We start from the raw sequence: 15,887 nt of genomic DNA, 5'->3' as shown, positions 1-15,887 counted from the left end.
GGGGAACCGTGACTGGAAGACTTCTACTCCTGAGCGCTGCGGCGCTGGCTGCGGTCGGAGTGTCCGGGTTGTTCGGGGGAGGTGTGGCGTCCGCAGAACCGGCCGCACCGCAGGACTCGGTGACTGGTGGTCCCGCCCCGCTGGAGCCCGCGCCGGCCCCGCCGCAGCCCTCGGGTGTGCCGCTGCCCACGACGGGGGAGGTGTCGGGCATGCTGACCAGGCTCAGCGACGCCGGCATCGGCTACAAGGAGAAGGCCGACCTGGTCGAGAACGGCATCACGCAGCACGAGGGCCACGGGCTCGACAGCGAGCTGCGCAAGGCTTATCGCGACGGAGAGCTGCCCTACAACTTCGACGTGATCAACGTCGTGCAGACCGGCGAGGGCCAGGGGCTGGCCAACGTCACCATCACGGGTCCCAAGATGGCTGCGCCGCAGACCATCCCGCTGCAGCTCGTCGACCAAGGTCGTTGGGTGCTGTCGCATGACTCGGCGGCACAGCTGATGCAGATCATGGCGGCCCACTAGCCCGCAGAACGGGTCGGTCAGCGGTTGAGGCGGCTGAACATGCCCTTCTGTGCCTTGTAGAGCCCGGGGAACTCGGCGAAGAGCCGGTCATAGACCTCGCGATTGGCGGCCACGGGCTCGAATACGCCGTCGAGCGGGATCAGATCACGCAACGCGTCGCGATCCAGCTCGCCCATCCCGATCCCGGCGAACAGGGCCGCGCCCCGCAACTGAGCGTTCATCGGATCGGCCACTCGCTCGCAGGTGCGGCCGGTGACGTCGGCGATGATCTGGCACCACAGGTCCGAACGCGCCCCGCCGCCGACGATCCGGATCGGTCCGGCGCTGGGAGTGAACCGATCCACGAACTCGAGCAGCCAGCGGCTGTTGTAGGCGACGCCCTCGAGCACCGCACGCACCAGGTCGGCTCGGGTGGTGGACAGCGACAGGTTGTGGAACCCGCCGCGGGCGCGGCGGTCGTCGACGGGGGAGTGCTCGCCTTTGAGCCAGGGCGTGAAGATCACTCCGTTCGAGCCGGCCGGTGCGCCCGCCGCCACCGCGGTCAGATCGTCGTAGGTGAGGTCGTCGAAAACGGTGTCGCGCAACCACTGCAGCGCCCGGCCCGCGGTGTCCTGGTTGTTGACCAGCAGATAGGACGCCGGGTCGAGGCCCGCAACGGTAGCCAGCTGGTGGAACGCATCGGTCTTCTTGAACGCCACCGGGCAGCTGATCCACGATGTGGTGGAGATGGTCAGGTGCAGCTCACCCTGACGCACCGCACCAGCGCCCACCGCCGCGCTGTGCAGATCTGGCGTGCCGGTAACCACCTGGGCCGCGGGTGATATGCCGAGTTCGGCGGCGATCGACGGTGCCACCGGGCCGATGATGGAGCCGGTCGGCAGCAACGGCGGCAGTTTGGCCCGGTCCACACCGGACAGCCGCACCAGCACGTCGTCGTAGTCGAGCACGCCCAGGTTGCGGTTGTTGGTGAGCCAGGTGCCCATCATCGAGGCCCGCGAGGCTGCCGCCCGTCCGGTGAAACACATGCCGAGGTAGTCGACCGGCTCCAGAAGCCAGCGGGTTGCCGCGAAGACGTCCGGGTCGCCGTGCTGCAGGTACAGCATGTGGCCGACCGGGTCGTCGCCGCTGGGCGAGGGCACGCCGCCGTTGCGACGAAGCCAACTGAGCAGGACCCGCGGCCGGTAGCTGGCCACCCGCCCGCCGAATGCCTTGCGGCTGTAGGGCGCACCGCGGGTGTCCATCCACATCACGCACGGGCCCACCGGCCGTCCCTCGGCGTCGACCGGGATGGTGCTGGCCCACTGGCCGGTGATCGACACCCCGGCCACCTGCTCGCCGCGTATTCCGCTCTCCGCCAGCCCGCGTTTGGTGGCGTCGCGGATGATCTCCCACCACAGGCCGGCGTCCTGGATGGCGGCCCCGTCCGGCCCGTACTCGGTCGCGACCGCGATGAGGTCCGACCACAACACCGTGCCGTCCAGCGACACGAAACCGACTTTGGGGCCACCAGTGCCGAGGTCGACGGCCAGAACGACGCGATCGACGTGCTGCGCACTGCTCATAGGGGCGGCAAGGACTGCTGGGTGTCGAGGATGTGCTCCATGAACCCTTCGATGAACTGGGCCGCCTCATCGGTCATTCCACCGGGTACGCCGCCATAGATCGCGGCGCTGATCGGCGCCTCGCCGGCGGCGGTCTTCTTCTTGGCGTACTCGACCGCGTCGTCGAGGTCGGCGGCGAATGCCTCTGCCACCCCGGGCTGGGTCTGCGGCCGGGTGACGGCCATGTGGATGGCGTTGGGGTATTGCTGGCCGTTGAAGCGCCAGCCCTTGGGCTTCATCGCGTCCGCGACGTGGTAGATGTCGAATTCGTCGGAGCGGAAACTGAAGCAGAACGTCGGTGAGCCCAAGATCGTCAGCTCGGGGTGGCTGCGCACGGCGTCCTGCATGGTCGATGCCGTCTCGAGGATTGCCTTGGCGTAGGTCCGGTAGCCCTCCCGGCCCAGCTGCACCATCGATGCCCACGCGGCGGCGATCAGCCCACCCGAGCGGGAGCCCTCGATCCCGGGCGAGTGGTACTTACCGCCGGACCACTCCGGCAGGTAGAAGTACTGCGCGTTGCGGTAGGCCTTGTCGCGGAAGAGCAGCGTGGAGGAGCCCTTCAACGCGTAGCCGTACTTGTGGTTGTCCGCGGAGATGCTGGTGACTCCGGGCACCCGGAAGTCGAACAGTGGGACGTCGTAGCCCAGCTCCTGGGCGAAAGGCAGGACGAACCCGCCCAGACAGCCGTCGACGTGCAACCCCACCCCGCGCTGCAGGGCCAGCTGGCCCAGTTCCGGGATCGGGTCGACGGTGCCGTAGCCGTAATTGCAGGCCGAGCCCATGATCGCGATGGTGTTCTCGTCGATGTTGTCGGCCACCCAGTCGACGTCCACCTGGGTGGTCTGCGGATCGATCGGCGCCGTGCGCAGCTCGATGCCGAACAGATGGCAGCCCTTGTCGAAGGCCGGGTGACCGGTTTCGGGCTTGATGAAATTGGGTCGCGTGATGCCCCGGTGTTTGGCGGCGTGCTCCCGGTAGGCCAGCAGCGCATGGATGATGCTGCCGGTACCGCCGGTGGTGACCATTCCGACCGGCTCGGTGTCGGTGACGGCCTCCGCGTGCATCAGGTCCAGGGCCATCGCTATGATTTCGCCCTCGAACTTGGTCGCCGACGGGCAGATGTCGCGTTGCAGCACGTTCACGTGGGCGAACAGTCCGAATGCCTCATCGAGGAAGCGGTAATGCTCGTGGTCACCGCAGTACATGGTCCCGGATACCTTGCCGGTTTCCCAGGTGGGGTCTTCGGCCTGCGCCATCTCACGCAGTTCCGCGAGCACTTCGTCACGCGGCCGGCCCTGCTCGGGCAGCGTGCGGTTGACGGTGAAGCGGTCCGTGTAGGGAAAATCGGACATGGTGAGAGCAGATCCTCCATCTTGAGGACCCCTCCGGGTCAGAAACCCCGAGGGATCATCGTGTTGTTGTTCGCACGCGCAGTAGCTGAGCTAACCATGGTCGCCCGACGTGGTGTCACGTCACGTCGCGCCCACTCCGGGGGTGGCACCCCGGCTGGCCCACCCGTGGTCCCGCAGTGAAATACTCGAATTCATGGTCTCCTGAACGTATCCGAATATCGGCTGCGGGCGGGGCGGTAAGAATTGCCGCGCCATTTGTTGAATAGCCGCGGGCCTATAATGTCAAATTGCAGGAGAGAGTTCCAACACCAAAAAGCGAACGCATTAACAAGATTTTGTTGTTAATGCGGTGCCGGGGGAGTGCGCGCCAGGGCTAGGCCACGCCGAGACGGTCCAAGACCGCCGCGTGCAGCTTGGCGTTGGTGGCCACCGCGCTGCCGCCGTGGGGGCCGGCGGTGCCGTTGAGATCGGTGAAGGTGCCACCCGCCTCGCGTACCAGGATGTCCAGAGCTGCCATATCCCACAGCGACAATGAGGGCTCGACCACGATGTCGAGCGCTCCCTCGGCAAGTAGGCAATGGGCCCAGAAGTCGCCGTAGCTGCGCGTTCGCCATACGGAGTCGGTCAGATCCAGGAATCGCTGACGCAGCCCGAGGTGCGCCCACTGCGTGAGCCCGGCGAACGACAGGCTCGCCGAGCCCAGATCTGCCACCGCGGAGACCGACAGCCGTCGCGGCGGCGCCCCGTTGACCGCGGCGAACGCGCCCAGGCCGTCGCCGGCCCACCACCGCCTGCCCAACGCGGGGGCGCTGATCGCACCGACGCGCGGCACACCGTCGTCGAGCAGGGCGATCAAGGTGGCCCACACCGGCACACCGCGCACGAAGTTCTTGGTTCCATCGATCGGGTCGATGACCCACTGGCGGCCGCTGAAGGTCGCGCTACCGCCGAACTCCTCGCCCAGCACGTCGTCGCCGGGCCGGTCGCGAGCCAGGGCGTCGCGCAGGGCGACCTCGACCGCGCGGTCGGCGTCGGTGACCGGAGTGAGGTCCGGCTTGGTGTCGACCCGCAGGTCCAGTGCCCCGAACCGGTCCATCGTCATGGCGTCGGCCAGGTCCGCCAGGCTCAGCGCCAGGGTCAGATCGTCATTCATGGATTCCGCTGCAATTCCCACAAGCGGGGGACAGTACCACCGAGTTAGGTGTTTCTCTGCTCCCCGACGAAATTGGCGAATTATGGGATCGCGTCGCCGATATGTAAAACTGGGGCAGCGGGTTGCAATTCTTGCCCGCGATTCATATCGGCACCACGACATTTCCTCGTCGCACCAGCGTGCCGTCGTCGACGCGATCTGGGGAATCCCGGCACAGCGGAAGGGGCCAGCGGTGACCACCTACACCCAGACGCTGGCCGGCGCCACCTACCAGTTCGACGGGCTGATCGACCTGCTGGCCAAGGCCTCCCCACGCCGATCCGGTGACGAGCTGGCCGGCTGTGCCGCCGTCAGCGACGCCGAACGAGCCGCGGCGCAATGGGCATTGGCCGAGGTCGAGCTGGACACCTTTCTGCGCGATCTTGTCGTGCCCTACGAGACCGACGAGGTCACCCGGCTGATCGTCGATCGCCACGACCGTGCGAGCTATTCCGCGGTGTCGCATCTGACCGTCGGCGGCCTGCGGGACTGGCTGCTGGAGGTGGCCGCGACGCCGACCGCGGCCGATACCCTGCGCCGGGTCGCGCCCGGGCTGACCCCCGAGGTGGTGGCCGCGGTCAGCAAGCTGATGCGCAACCAGGACCTGATCGCGGTGGCGAGATCGGTAACGGTCACCAGCGCGTTTCGCACCACGCTGGGCCTGCCGGGCCGCCTGGCGACCCGGCTGCAGCCCAACCATCCGACCGACGACCCTCGCGGCGTCGCCGCAGCCACGCTAGACGGGCTGCTGCACGGCTGCGGCGACGCGGTGATCGGTATCAACCCGGCCACCGACTCACCGCAGGCCACCGCCGAGCTGCTGTATCTGCTCGACGACATCCGGCTGCGCTACCAGATCCCGACGCAGTCCTGCGTGCTCTCGCACGTGACCACGACCATCGAGCTGATGGAGCGCGGTGTCCCGGTCGACCTGGTGTTCCAGTCGATCGCCGGTACCGAGCGGGCCAACCGCAGCTTCGGGGTGAGCCTCGATCTGCTACGGACCGCCCACGAGGGCGGGCGTGCACTGCGGCGCGGGACCGTCGGGGACAACGTCATGTACTTCGAAACCGGCCAGGGCTCGGCGCTGAGCGCGCACGCCCACCTGGGCAGCGGACGCCGGCCGGTCGATCAGCAGACCCTCGAAGCCCGGGCCTACGCGGTGGCCCGCGAATTCTCGCCGCTGCTGGTCAACACGGTGGTCGGGTTCATCGGACCCGAATACCTCTACGACGGGAAGCAGATTGTCCGGGCCGGGCTGGAGGACCACTTCTGCGGCAAGCTGCTGGGCCTGCCGATGGGTGTCGACGTCTGCTACACCAATCACGCCGAGGCCGACCAGGACGACGTGGACACCCTGCTCACGCTGCTCGGCGTCGCCGGCTGCAACTTCGTGATCACGGTCCCCGGCGCCGACGACGTGATGCTGGGCTACCAGAGCATGTCCTTCCACGACGCGCTCTATGCGCGCCGGGTGCTGGGCCTGCGTCCAGCTCCCGAGTTCGAGACCTGGCTGCAGGGGATCGGTATCGCCGATGAGTCCGGCCGGGTGCTTCCCAATGCGGTGGAGCGCTCACCGTTGCGTTCGCTGGCGGCGCCGGCATGAGCCTCGTCGCTGAACCGGAGGAGGACATCTGGCAGAGCCTGCGCCGCCACACCCAGGCGCGGATCGGGCTCGGCCGCTCCGGTGACGCGCAGCCGACCCGCAGCGTGCTGGAGTTCCGGGCGGCGCACGCCGTGGCCCGCGACGCAGTGCGTCAACCGTTCGACGTCGAGCACCTGGCACGGCAGGTGGCCGCGGTGGGACTCGGTGAAGCCGTGGCGGTGACCAGCCGAGCGAGCAGCCGTGAGGAATACCTGCGGCGCCCCGACCTGGGGCGCCTACCGAGCGATCTGAGTGAAATTCCTTGTAGTGCAGCGCAGGTGGGCTTCGTGCTGTGCGACGGGCTGTCTCCGGCGGCGCTGACCGAGCACGGTGTTCCGCTGTTGCGCGCGCTGACCGATGTGGTGGGCGCGCACCGCACCGTCGCCGCACCGGTGATCGCCACCGGAGCCCGGGTGGCGCTCGGCGACCATATCGGCGCGGCGATGGGCGTGCAGACCGTGGTGGTGCTCATCGGTGAGCGGCCGGGATTGTCGGTGGCCAGCAGCCTCGGGCTGTATCTGACGCACCTGCCGAGGCCGGGACGCACCGACGCCGAACGCAACTGCGTGTCCAACGTGCACCCGCCTGACGGTCTCGGCTACTTCGAGGCCGCGCGCGTCATCGATGCCCTGATCACCGGCGCACGGCAACTGGGCCGATCGGGCGTCGACTTGAAGGCGCCGTCGGTGGATGCGCTGCACGGGCCGGGACCGCGTCCATGCGGCGGTCCCAGCTTCGCCTCTCCTTCGTCGAGCCTCGCTGAACCGCCGTAGCGAACCACGCTCGATCCGCGCGTGGTGTCTTAAGATCGACCGCCATAGACATCAACACGCGAAAGCTGCGCCACTTCTTGGTGGCTGCTGAAGAACTGCACTTCAGTAGGGCCGCGGCGCGGGTTTTTCTGGCGCAGCAGGCACTGAGCCGCCAGATCAAGGACCTCGAAGAAGAACTCGGCGTCAAGTTGTTCGAACGCAGCACGCGCAACGTGACGCTGACCCCCGCCGGCGAAGTATTCCTGGAGGGCGCGCGCGGCGTCTTGGCCGCCTTGGACAGCGCCGCCGCCGCAGCGGAACAAGCCGCCCGCGGGGTAGTCGGCACGCTGCGGCTGGGGTACGTACCGGGTGCCGCCCTGGAACTGACCGCACCGATCATCGCCGAGTTCCGGGAACGTCACCCCGACGTCACCATCGAGATGCGGGAATTCCAGGTCAGCGATCCGTCGGCCGGGCTCGCGTCGCGGGCCACCGACGTGGCGTTTCTGCGGCTGCCCCAGAGCACCCCGAACATCAACACCGAGATCCTGGCGGTCGATCCCGTCGTCGCCATGGTGTCGGCCTCGCACCGCCACGCCGGACGCACATCGGTGTCGGTGCGCGACCTTCTCGACGACCCGATCACCCAGTCGTCCAGCGTCGACGAAGTCCACCACGCGTTCTGGAGCCTGGCCTCGGCGCGCACCGATGCGGCCAAGGTCGATGTGGTGCGCGCCGATTCGGTCACGGAGGAAGCGCAGGTGGTCGCCGCCGGGGCGGCCATCGCAGTCACCAGCGCAGCGGCCGCGCATTTCCTGCCGGTGACCGGGGTCCGGTTCCTGCCGATCGAGGACTGGCCCGGATCGGCGATCGCGGTGGGCTGGATCGAACACGAACCGTCCCAGCTCGTCTCCCGCTTCGTCGACGTCGCCCGCTTGGTGCGAGATCGCGAGCCGGGCATCGTGCACGGCATCGAACACCGGCTGCTGGCGGCTTCACCGTAAAATCGAGAGCGGCCGTAGCTGTTCCGAAGTAGGAGGTGAGCATCCATGGGCGTGGCCGATGACCGCCGCTTCGAGGTACTGCGTGCCATCGTCGCCGACTTCGTCGCCACGAAGGAGCCGATCGGCTCCAAAGCGCTGGTCGAACGGCACAACCTAGGGGTCTCTCCGGCCACCGTGCGCAACGACATGGCGGTGCTGGAGGCCGAGGGCTACATCGCCCAGCCGCACACCAGTTCCGGGCGGGTGCCTACCGAGAAGGGCTACCGGGAGTTCGTCGACCGAATCGACGACGTCAAGCCGCTGTCGTCCGCGGAGCGCCGGGCGATCCTGTCGTTCCTGGACTCCGGGGTCGACCTCGACGACGTGCTGCGCCGCGCGGTGCGCACGCTGGCGCAGCTGACCCGCCAGGTGGCGGTCGTGCAATACCCGACGCTGTCGGTGTCCACGGTGCGCCACCTCGAGGTGATCGCGCTGACCCCGGCACGGCTGTTGCTGGTGGTCATCACCGACTCCGGCCGGGTCGATCAGCGCATCGTCGAGTTGGGTGAGCCCATCGACGACCACCAGCTCAGCCAGCTGCGTGAGATCCTCGGCGCCGCACTGGAGGGCAAACGGATCTCGGCGGCCTCCACCGCCGTCGCCGAACTCGCCGGGCATCTGGACGGGCGCAGCGGGCTGTCGCCAGGCCTGGCCAACGCGGTGGGGCGCTCGGCGACCGTGCTGCTGGAATCGTTGGTCGAGCACCGTGAGGAACGCCTGCTGCTCGGCGGTACTGCCAACCTGACCCGCAATGCCGCGGACTTCGGCAGCTCGCTGCGGTCGGTGCTGGAAGTGCTCGAAGAGCAGGTTGTGGTGCTGCGGCTGCTCGCCGTGCAGCAGGAAGCCGGTAAAGTCACGGTGCGCATCGGTCACGAGACCGAGGCGCAGGAGATGGCCGGCGCCTCGGTGGTGTCCACCGCCTACGGGTCGCAGGGCACCGTGTACGGGGGCATGGGGGTGCTCGGTCCCACCCGGATGGACTACCCGGGAACGATCGCCAGTGTTGCAGCGGTTGCTATGTACATCGGTGAAGTGCTCGGGGCTCGCTAATCTCCGGTCGGCAGAAGTTGGGAAGGGTCAGGCGTGGCACGCGACTATTACGGCTTGTTGGGCGTCGATAAGGACGCCACCGACACCGAGCTCAAGCGCGCCTATCGCAAGTTGGCGCGCACCTACCACCCCGACGTCAACCCTGACGAGGCGGCGCAGGCCAAGTTCAAAGAGATCAGCGCCGCCTACGAGGTGCTGTCTGACCCGGAGAAACGTCGCATCGTCGACCTCGGCGGCGACCCGCTGGAAAGCGGCGGGGGCGGCAATGGCTTCGGCGGGTTCGGAGGCGGATCCACCGGCTTCGGGGGCCTCGGGGACGTGTTCGAGGCGTTCTTCGGCGGCGGTGCGGCCTCCCGCGGGCCGATCGGACGGGTCCGGCCGGGGTCGGACTCGCTGTTACGCATGCGCCTGGACCTCACCGAGTGCGCCACCGGTGTGACCAAGCGCGTCACCGTAGACACCGCGGTGCTGTGCGATCGCTGCCAGGGCCGCGGCACCAACGGGGACTCGCGACCCATGGCATGTGACACCTGCCACGGCCGCGGCGAGGTGCAGAGCATGCAGCGCTCGCTGCTGGGCCAGGTCATGACGTCGCGGCCGTGCCCGGTTTGCCGCGGAGTCGGCGAGGTGATCCCGGACCCCTGTCACCAGTGCGGCGGCGACGGGAGGGTGCGCTCGCGCCGGGAGATCAGCGTCAAGATCCCGGCCGGAGTCGGCGACGGCATGCGCGTTCGGCTGGCCGCTCAAGGCGAGGTCGGCCCGGGCGGGGGACCGGCCGGTGACCTCTACGTCGAGGTGCACGAACAGCAACATGACATCTTCGCCCGCGACGGCGATGACCTGCACTGCCACATCTCGGTGCCGATGGTCGACGCGGCTTTGGGCACCACCGTGTCCGTGGATGCCATCCTCGACGGCGCCACCGACATCACCATCCCGGCCGGCACCCAACCCGGGGCGACCATCGTGCTGCGCGGCCAGGGTATGCCGCAGGTGCGCACCGGGGCGCGCGGTGACCTGCACGCCCACATCGAGGTGGTGGTCCCCGAGCGACTCGACAGCCAGGACACCGAGCTGCTGCGCAAGTTCAAACAGCACCGCGAGCGCGACACCGCCGAGGTCCGCTCGGCGCACCCGCCGAACAGCGGCGGGCTGTTCAATCGACTGCGCGAAACCTTCACCGGGCGCTGAGCCCGCGGTGGCAGGCCTGTTCTACGTCGATGCGCTGCCTGAGGTGGGTGCGCTCGCGGTACTCGGCGGCGACACCGGGTTTCATGCCGCAACGGTGCGCCGGATCCGGCCCGGTGAGCAGCTGACTCTCGGTGACGGTGCCGGGGTGGTGGCGCAATGCCAGGTCGAGGAGGTCGACCGCGGCGGGTTGCGGGCCCGGGTGCTGGAGCGCTGCCAGGTCGAGCCGCCCAGTCCGCCGGTCACCGTGGTGCAGGCGCTGCCCAAGTCCGAACGATCCGAGCTGGCGATCGAGCTGGCCACCGAGGCCGGCGCCGACGCCTTCATTGCGTGGCAGGCTGACCGGTGCGTGGCCCGCTGGGACGGTGCCCGCGCCGATAAGGGCGTGCGGCGCTGGCGGGCGGTCGCCCAGGCGGCCGCCGGGCAATCCCGCCGGGCCCACATTCCGCCCGTTCACGGGGTGCTGACCGGCGCCGAGCTGGTGTCGTGGGTCGGTGAACAGATGGCGGCCGCCGCGACCGTGCTGGTACTGCACGACGCGGCCCGCGTCGCAGTGGCCGACGCGGTGGGGCCCACCGCGTCGGCACTGGCCGTGGTGGTAGGCCCCGAAGGCGGCATCACCGAGGCGGAGCTGGCGGCGTTGACCGGCGCCGGTGCCGTTGCCGTCCGGCTGGGCCCCACCGTGTTGCGCACCTCGACCGCGGCGGCCGTTGCGCTGGGCGCGCTCGGGGTGCTCACGCCCCGCTGGGAGAGTGCCTAGCCCGGCGGATTCGCCCGCCCGGCAGCACCCCGTCGTGAACGAACCGCTCATCGGTGACGGTAGGCGGTAGACTCAAGCGTCCGACTCGTCGCCGTACCCACGGCACAAACCCCCAGGAAGCAGGCATCGGAAACCCCGTGACGCCCCGCGATACCCCCGCTGCCGGGCCGGCCTCGCAGGTTCGCAGCAGCGTCGATATTCCACCCGACCTGGTCGTGGGCCTGCTGGGTTCTGCAGATGAGAACCTGCGCGCCATTGAACGCCTGCTGAGTGCCGACCTGCATGTGCGCGGCAACGCCGTCACCATCTCCGGAGCGCCGGCCGATGTCGCCCTTGCTGAGCGGGTGCTCTCCGAGCTGGTGGCGATCGTGGCGGGCGGGCAATCGCTGACGCCCGAAACGGTACGGCACAGCGTCGGGATGCTGGTGGGCACCGGCAATGAGTCGCCCGCCGAAGTCCTCAGCCTCGACATCCTGTCGCGGCGTGGCAAGACCATCCGGCCCAAAACGCTCAACCAGAAGCGCTACGTCGACGCCATCGACGCCCACACCATCGTGTTCGGCATCGGCCCGGCCGGTACCGGCAAGACGTATTTGGCGATGGCCAAGGCGGTCAAAGCGCTGCAGACCAAGCAGGTCACCCGCATCATCCTGACCCGTCCGGCGGTGGAAGCCGGTGAGCGGCTGGGGTTTTTGCCCGGCACGCTGAGCGAGAAGATCGACCCGTACCTGCGCCCGCTGTATGACGCGTTGCACGACATGATGGACCCGGAGCTGATTCCCAAGCTGATGAGTTCCGGTGTCATCGAGGTGGCGCCCCTGGCTTATATGCGCGGCCGGACGCTCAATGACGCGTTCATCATTCTCGATGAGGCGCAGAACACCACCGCCGAACAGATGAAGATGTTCCTCACCCGGCTGGGCTTCGGCGCCAAGATCGTGGTCACCGGTGACGTCACCCAGATCGACCTGCCCGGCGGGGCGCGGTCGGGGCTGCGGGCCGCCGTGGACATCCTCGACGACATCGACGACATCTACGTCGCCGAGCTCACCAGCGTCGACGTCGTCCGGCACCGGCTGGTGTCGGAGATCGTCGACGCCTACTCACGCCACGAATCCGAGCAGGACCGGCCGGGGCTGGCCATGAACCGGGCGTCACGGCGCGCCTCGCAAGGCAGGTCACGCCGATGAGCATCGAGGTCTCCAACGAGTCCGGCCTCGACGTCTCCGAAGTCGAGCTGATCAGCGTCGCCAAGTTCGTGCTGGCCAAGATGGACGTCAATCCCGGTGCCGAGCTGTCGATGGTGCTGCTGGACACCGCCGCGATGGCCGACCTGCACATGCGCTGGATGGACCTGCCCGGGCCCACCGACGTCATGAGTTTCCCGATGGACGAATTGGAGCCCGGCGGCCGGCCGGATGCTCCTGACCCCGGTCCGTCGATGCTCGGCGACATCGCACTGTGCCCGGAGTTCGCCGCCGAACAGGCTGCGGCGGCGGGCCATTCGCTGGGCCAGGAACTGGCGCTGCTGACGGTGCACGGCGTGCTGCACCTGCTCGGTTACGACCACGCCGAGCCGGACGAAGAAAAAGAGATGTTCGCGTTGCAGCGCCGCCTGCTCGAGGAATGGGTCGCCGATCAGGTGGAGACCTACCGGGCCGAGACCCAGAGCGAGAAGGACCGCCGGCTGCTGGACAAGACCAGGTACTTCGACGAATCGTGACCGAAACACCGCTGCTACTCGGCGTGATTGCGCTGATCGGTCTGGGCGGGTTGTTCGCCGCGATCGACGCCGCGGTCAGCACCGTCTCGCCGGCGCGGGTCGAGGAGCTGGTGCGGGCGAAACGACCCGGTGCGGGGTGGCTGGTCAAACTGATGGCCGAGCGTCCGCGCTACATCAACCTGGTGGTGTTGTTGCGCATCACCTGCGAGGTCACCGCGACTGCGCTGCTGGTGTATCTGCTCAGCGCCGTGCTCGGCTTGGACTGGGGCCTGTTCGCCGCCGCGGCGGCCATGGTGGTGGTCAGCTTCGTGGTGATCGGGGTGGGGCCGCGGACCCTGGGCCGGCAGAACGCCTATTCGATCGCGCTGGCCGCAGCGCTTCCGCTGCAAGTCCTGTCGGTGCTGCTCGCCCCGATCAGCCGCGTGCTGGTGGTGCTGGGGAACGCGCTGACGCCGGGGCGCGGCTTCCGCAACGGGCCGTTCGCCTCCGAAATCGAGCTGCGTGAAGTGGTCGACATGGCGCAGCAGCGTGGGGTGGTGGCTGCCGACGAACGCCGGATGATCCAGTCGGTCTTCGAACTCGCCGACACCCCGGCCCGCGAGGTGATGGTGCCGCGCACCGAGATGGTGTGGATCGAACGTGACAAGTCAGCAGGCCAAGCGACGTCGCTCGCGGTGCGCAGTGGGCATTCCCGCATCCCGGTGATCGGTGAGAACGTCGACGACATCCTCGGTGTGGTCTACCTGAAAGACCTTGTCCAACAAACCTATTACTCGACCAACGGGGGGCGCGACACCACGGTGGCGCAGGTGATGCGGCCGGCGGTCTTCATGCCCGACTCCAAAGCACTCAACGCGCTGCTGGAAGACATGCAGCGCAGCCGGTATCACATGGCCCTGCTGGTCGACGAATACGGCGCGATCGCCGGACTGGTCACCATCGAGGACGTCCTGGAGGAGATCGTCGGCGAGATCGCCGACGAGTACGACCAAGGCGAAGTCGCTCCGGTAGAGGAGCTGGACGGCAACAGATTTCGGGTCTCGGCGCGGCTGCCGATCGAAGACGTCGGTGAGCTGTACGGGGTGGAGTTCGACCCCGGTCTCGACGTCGACACGGTCGGTGGGCTGCTCGCGCTGGAGCTGGGCCGCGTTCCGCTGCCCGGCGCCGAGGTAACCTCACACGGCCTGCGTCTGCGGGCCGAGGGCAGCCGCGACAGTCGCGGGCGAGTGCGGATCAGCACGGTTTTGGTCAGCCCGGTCGAGCCCGCCGCTGAGGAGGCCGTAGTTGAGCAGTGACGCACCAGCCGGGCGTGCATCGAACGTGCACGCACCACGACAACTCACCCGAAATCTCGCGCTGAGAACACGTTCGGCGAAAGGCGACTCGTGACTGGATCAGATTCCGGGTTCCATTCCGGCTTCGTATGTTTCGTCGGCCGGCCCAACACCGGCAAGTCGACGCTCACCAACGCCCTGGTGGGCGCGAAGGTGGCGATCACCTCGAACCGTCCCCAAACCACCCGGCACACCATCCGCGGCATCGTGCACCGCGACGACTTCCAGATCATCCTGGTGGACACGCCCGGCCTGCACCGGCCCCGGACGCTGCTGGGCAAGCGGCTCAACGAGTTGGTCAAAGACACCTATTCCGAGGTCGACGTGATCGGCCTGTGCATCCCCGCCGACGAGGCCATCGGGCCGGGGGACCGCTGGATCATCGAGCAGATCCGGGTCGTCGCACCCAGAACCAAGCTGGTTGTGGTCGTCACCAAGATCGACAAGACCACTCGCGACAAGGTCGCCGCACAACTTGTCGCGGTCGGCGAACTGGCGCCGGAAGCCGAGATCGTTCCGGTGTCGGCGGTCAGCGGTGAACAGGTCGACGTGCTGATCGACGTGCTGGCCGCCGCCCTGCCCGTCGGGCCGGCCTTCTACCCGGACGGTGAACTGACCGACGAGCCCGAAGAGACCCTGATGGCCGAGTTCATCCGGGAAGCCGCCCTGGAGGGTGTGCGCGACGAACTACCGCATTCGCTGGCAGTGGTGATCGAAGAGGTGCGCCAGCGCGAAGACCGCGAGGATCTGATCGAGGTGTATGCGCTGCTGTACGTAGAGCGCGACAGCCAGAAGGGAATCGTGATCGGCCGCGGCGGCGCCCGGCTTCGCGAGGTGGGTACGGCGGCGCGCACTCAGATCGAAAAACTGTTGGGTACCAAGGTGTTTCTCGACCTACGGGTCAAGGTGGCCAAGAACTGGCAGCGTGACCCCAAGCAGCTGGGGCGGCTGGGCTTCTAGAGCCGGGCCGGCTTGCGGCGTATCGCGCCCGAATCGGGGTGGCCACCGCCCGCAGCCGGGGAATCGGCATTGGTAGATTCCTTGGATGCCCGTACGCAAGTCGTTGCTCATCTCCTCGGTTGGCCTCATCGTGTGTGCGCAAGCACTGGCCGGCTGCGGGGGCAGCCAGAAGCCGGTCGACACCACCAAGCTGTTCAACGTCCAGTCGACGTTCGGCTCGGACTTCAAGACCCAGACCAAGGGCCCTAACGACATCGACCCGAAGATCCTCGGGCCGCAGAAGATGCCCCCCGGGGTGACGTTCGATCCCGCCGACTGCGCCGATTACGCGGCCAACACCGGCCGGCCGCCGAAGGGCATCCGGGGCAAGATGTCGATGGTCTCGATTCTGGGCAACGGTAACCAGCTGGTGGCCATTGCCATGCAGTCCGACCAGGACCTGCCTTACGACGACACGGACGCCGAGAAGTGCAGGCACGTCTCGTTCAATGCCGGCAAGCTCACCGGCTACCTCGACGAGGTGGACGCGCCGCAGATCGACCACGCGAAGACGACCGGTTCGCACTCGGAGATCGAGCTCACCGGCAAGGACGGCCAGCAACAGTCCCGCGAGTCCTACACGTTCACCGCCTACCTGGGCAGCGCGCTGGTGCAGGTCACCGCGAACCCGCAGCCGGTCAAGGGTCAGCCGCCGGCGATGGTCGACGCCGACCGGGCCCGCCAGTTGCTGGTCGACGCGGTGTCGGCACTGCGCGACTGA

General features: G+C 68.1%; 15 protein-coding genes. 12 read left to right on the top strand and 3 right to left on the bottom strand.

Annotated features, from left to right (window positions below):
* Nucleotides 1-8: 8 nt before the first annotated feature.
* The gene (locus N416_RS0103215; protein ID WP_125079294.1) at nt 9-527 is read left to right on the top strand and encodes a hypothetical protein; all 519 of its coding nucleotides are present in this window, start codon (nt 9-11) and stop codon (nt 525-527) included.
* Nucleotides 528-544: 17 nt separating this feature from the next.
* Here N416_RS0103215 and N416_RS0103210 read toward each other — a convergent pair whose 3' ends face one another.
* From N416_RS0103210 to hisN, 3 genes are all read right to left on the bottom strand, one after another.
* Complete coding sequence (locus N416_RS0103210) at nt 545-2,089, bottom strand: FGGY-family carbohydrate kinase (protein WP_024440692.1); 1,545 nt, start codon at nt 2,087-2,089, stop codon at nt 545-547.
* Nucleotides 2,086-3,480, bottom strand: coding sequence for an aspartate aminotransferase family protein (locus tag N416_RS0103205; protein WP_024440691.1), 1,395 nt, complete (start codon nt 3,478-3,480; stop codon nt 2,086-2,088). Before N416_RS0103205 ends, N416_RS0103210 begins: the two co-directional genes overlap by 4 nt.
* 373 nt (nt 3,481-3,853) lie before the next feature.
* Complete coding sequence (gene hisN / locus N416_RS0103200) at nt 3,854-4,633, bottom strand: histidinol-phosphatase (protein WP_024440690.1); 780 nt, start codon at nt 4,631-4,633, stop codon at nt 3,854-3,856.
* Between the two features lie 232 nt (nt 4,634-4,865).
* On the opposite strand from hisN, the gene N416_RS0103195 reads away from it, so the two are divergent.
* The 11 genes from N416_RS0103195 to N416_RS0103145 all read left to right on the top strand — a co-directional run bounded on the left by N416_RS0103195 (nt 4,866) and on the right by N416_RS0103145 (nt 15,887).
* Nucleotides 4,866-6,278, top strand: a complete 1,413-nt coding sequence (locus tag N416_RS0103195; protein WP_024440689.1) for an ethanolamine ammonia-lyase subunit EutB — start codon at nt 4,866-4,868, stop codon at nt 6,276-6,278.
* Nucleotides 6,275-7,090 (top strand): ethanolamine ammonia-lyase subunit EutC, encoded by an 816-nt coding sequence (eutC, locus tag N416_RS0103190; RefSeq protein ID WP_024440688.1) that lies wholly within the window; start codon nt 6,275-6,277, stop codon nt 7,088-7,090. Before N416_RS0103195 ends, eutC begins: the two co-directional genes overlap by 4 nt.
* A 44-nt stretch (nt 7,091-7,134) precedes the next feature.
* Nucleotides 7,135-8,073: a LysR substrate-binding domain-containing protein gene (locus N416_RS0103185; RefSeq protein ID WP_346773469.1), complete on the top strand. Its 939-nt coding sequence runs from the start codon at nt 7,135-7,137 to the stop codon at nt 8,071-8,073.
* Nucleotides 8,074-8,118: 45 nt separating this feature from the next.
* A complete protein-coding gene (hrcA, locus tag N416_RS0103180) occupies nt 8,119-9,162 on the top strand; it encodes a heat-inducible transcriptional repressor HrcA (RefSeq protein ID WP_024440686.1) in 1,044 nt (347 codons plus the stop codon).
* A 33-nt stretch (nt 9,163-9,195) separates the two neighbouring features.
* Nucleotides 9,196-10,353 (top strand): molecular chaperone DnaJ, encoded by a 1,158-nt coding sequence (gene dnaJ, locus N416_RS0103175; RefSeq protein WP_024440685.1) that lies wholly within the window; start codon nt 9,196-9,198, stop codon nt 10,351-10,353.
* Between the two features lie 7 nt (nt 10,354-10,360).
* Entirely contained in the window at nt 10,361-11,110 is a 750-nt protein-coding gene (locus N416_RS0103170) for a 16S rRNA (uracil(1498)-N(3))-methyltransferase (RefSeq protein WP_024440684.1), read from the top strand.
* A 137-nt stretch (nt 11,111-11,247) separates the two neighbouring features.
* The gene (locus N416_RS0103165) at nt 11,248-12,300 is read left to right on the top strand and encodes a PhoH family protein (RefSeq protein ID WP_024440683.1); all 1,053 of its coding nucleotides are present in this window, start codon (nt 11,248-11,250) and stop codon (nt 12,298-12,300) included.
* On the top strand, nt 12,297-12,833 hold the full coding sequence (gene ybeY, locus N416_RS0103160; protein WP_024440682.1) for an rRNA maturation RNase YbeY: 537 nt from the start codon (nt 12,297-12,299) through the stop codon (nt 12,831-12,833). The genes N416_RS0103165 and ybeY overlap by 4 nt, the downstream gene beginning before the upstream one ends.
* Nucleotides 12,830-14,128: a hemolysin family protein gene (locus N416_RS0103155; RefSeq protein WP_024440681.1), complete on the top strand. Its 1,299-nt coding sequence runs from the start codon at nt 12,830-12,832 to the stop codon at nt 14,126-14,128. Before ybeY ends, N416_RS0103155 begins: the two co-directional genes overlap by 4 nt.
* Nucleotides 14,129-14,218: 90 nt before the next feature.
* Entirely contained in the window at nt 14,219-15,127 is a 909-nt protein-coding gene (gene era / locus N416_RS0103150; RefSeq protein WP_024440680.1) for a GTPase Era, read from the top strand.
* A gap of 85 nt (nt 15,128-15,212) precedes the next feature.
* Nucleotides 15,213-15,887 carry a DUF5642 family protein gene (locus tag N416_RS0103145; RefSeq protein ID WP_024440679.1) on the top strand — a complete coding sequence of 225 codons (675 nt, stop codon included), beginning with the start codon at nt 15,213-15,215 and terminating at the stop codon, nt 15,885-15,887.

Origin of the sequence: Mycobacterium sp. UM_WGJ (genome assembly GCF_000455125.1) — a bacterium.
GTDB lineage: Bacteria > Actinomycetota > Actinomycetes > Mycobacteriales > Mycobacteriaceae > Mycobacterium.
The sequence above is the reverse complement of the archived record's forward strand: the minus strand, read 5'-3'. Positions and strand labels throughout refer to the sequence as shown.

Coding starts and splice junctions, on each gene's coding strand:
- N416_RS0103210 (WP_024440692.1), bottom strand. CDS start 2,089: ATGAGCAGTGCGCAGCACGTCGATCGCGTCGTTCTGGCCGTCGACCTC.
- N416_RS0103205 (WP_024440691.1), bottom strand. CDS start 3,480: ATGTCCGATTTTCCCTACACGGACCGCTTCACCGTCAACCGCACGCTG.
- hisN (WP_024440690.1), bottom strand. CDS start 4,633: ATGAATGACGATCTGACCCTGGCGCTGAGCCTGGCGGACCTGGCCGAC.
- eutC (WP_024440688.1), top strand. CDS start 6,275: ATGAGCCTCGTCGCTGAACCGGAGGAGGACATCTGGCAGAGCCTGCGC.
- hrcA (WP_024440686.1), top strand. CDS start 8,119: ATGGGCGTGGCCGATGACCGCCGCTTCGAGGTACTGCGTGCCATCGTC.
- ybeY (WP_024440682.1), top strand. CDS start 12,297: ATGAGCATCGAGGTCTCCAACGAGTCCGGCCTCGACGTCTCCGAAGTC.
- N416_RS0103145 (WP_024440679.1), top strand. CDS start 15,213: ATGCCCGTACGCAAGTCGTTGCTCATCTCCTCGGTTGGCCTCATCGTG.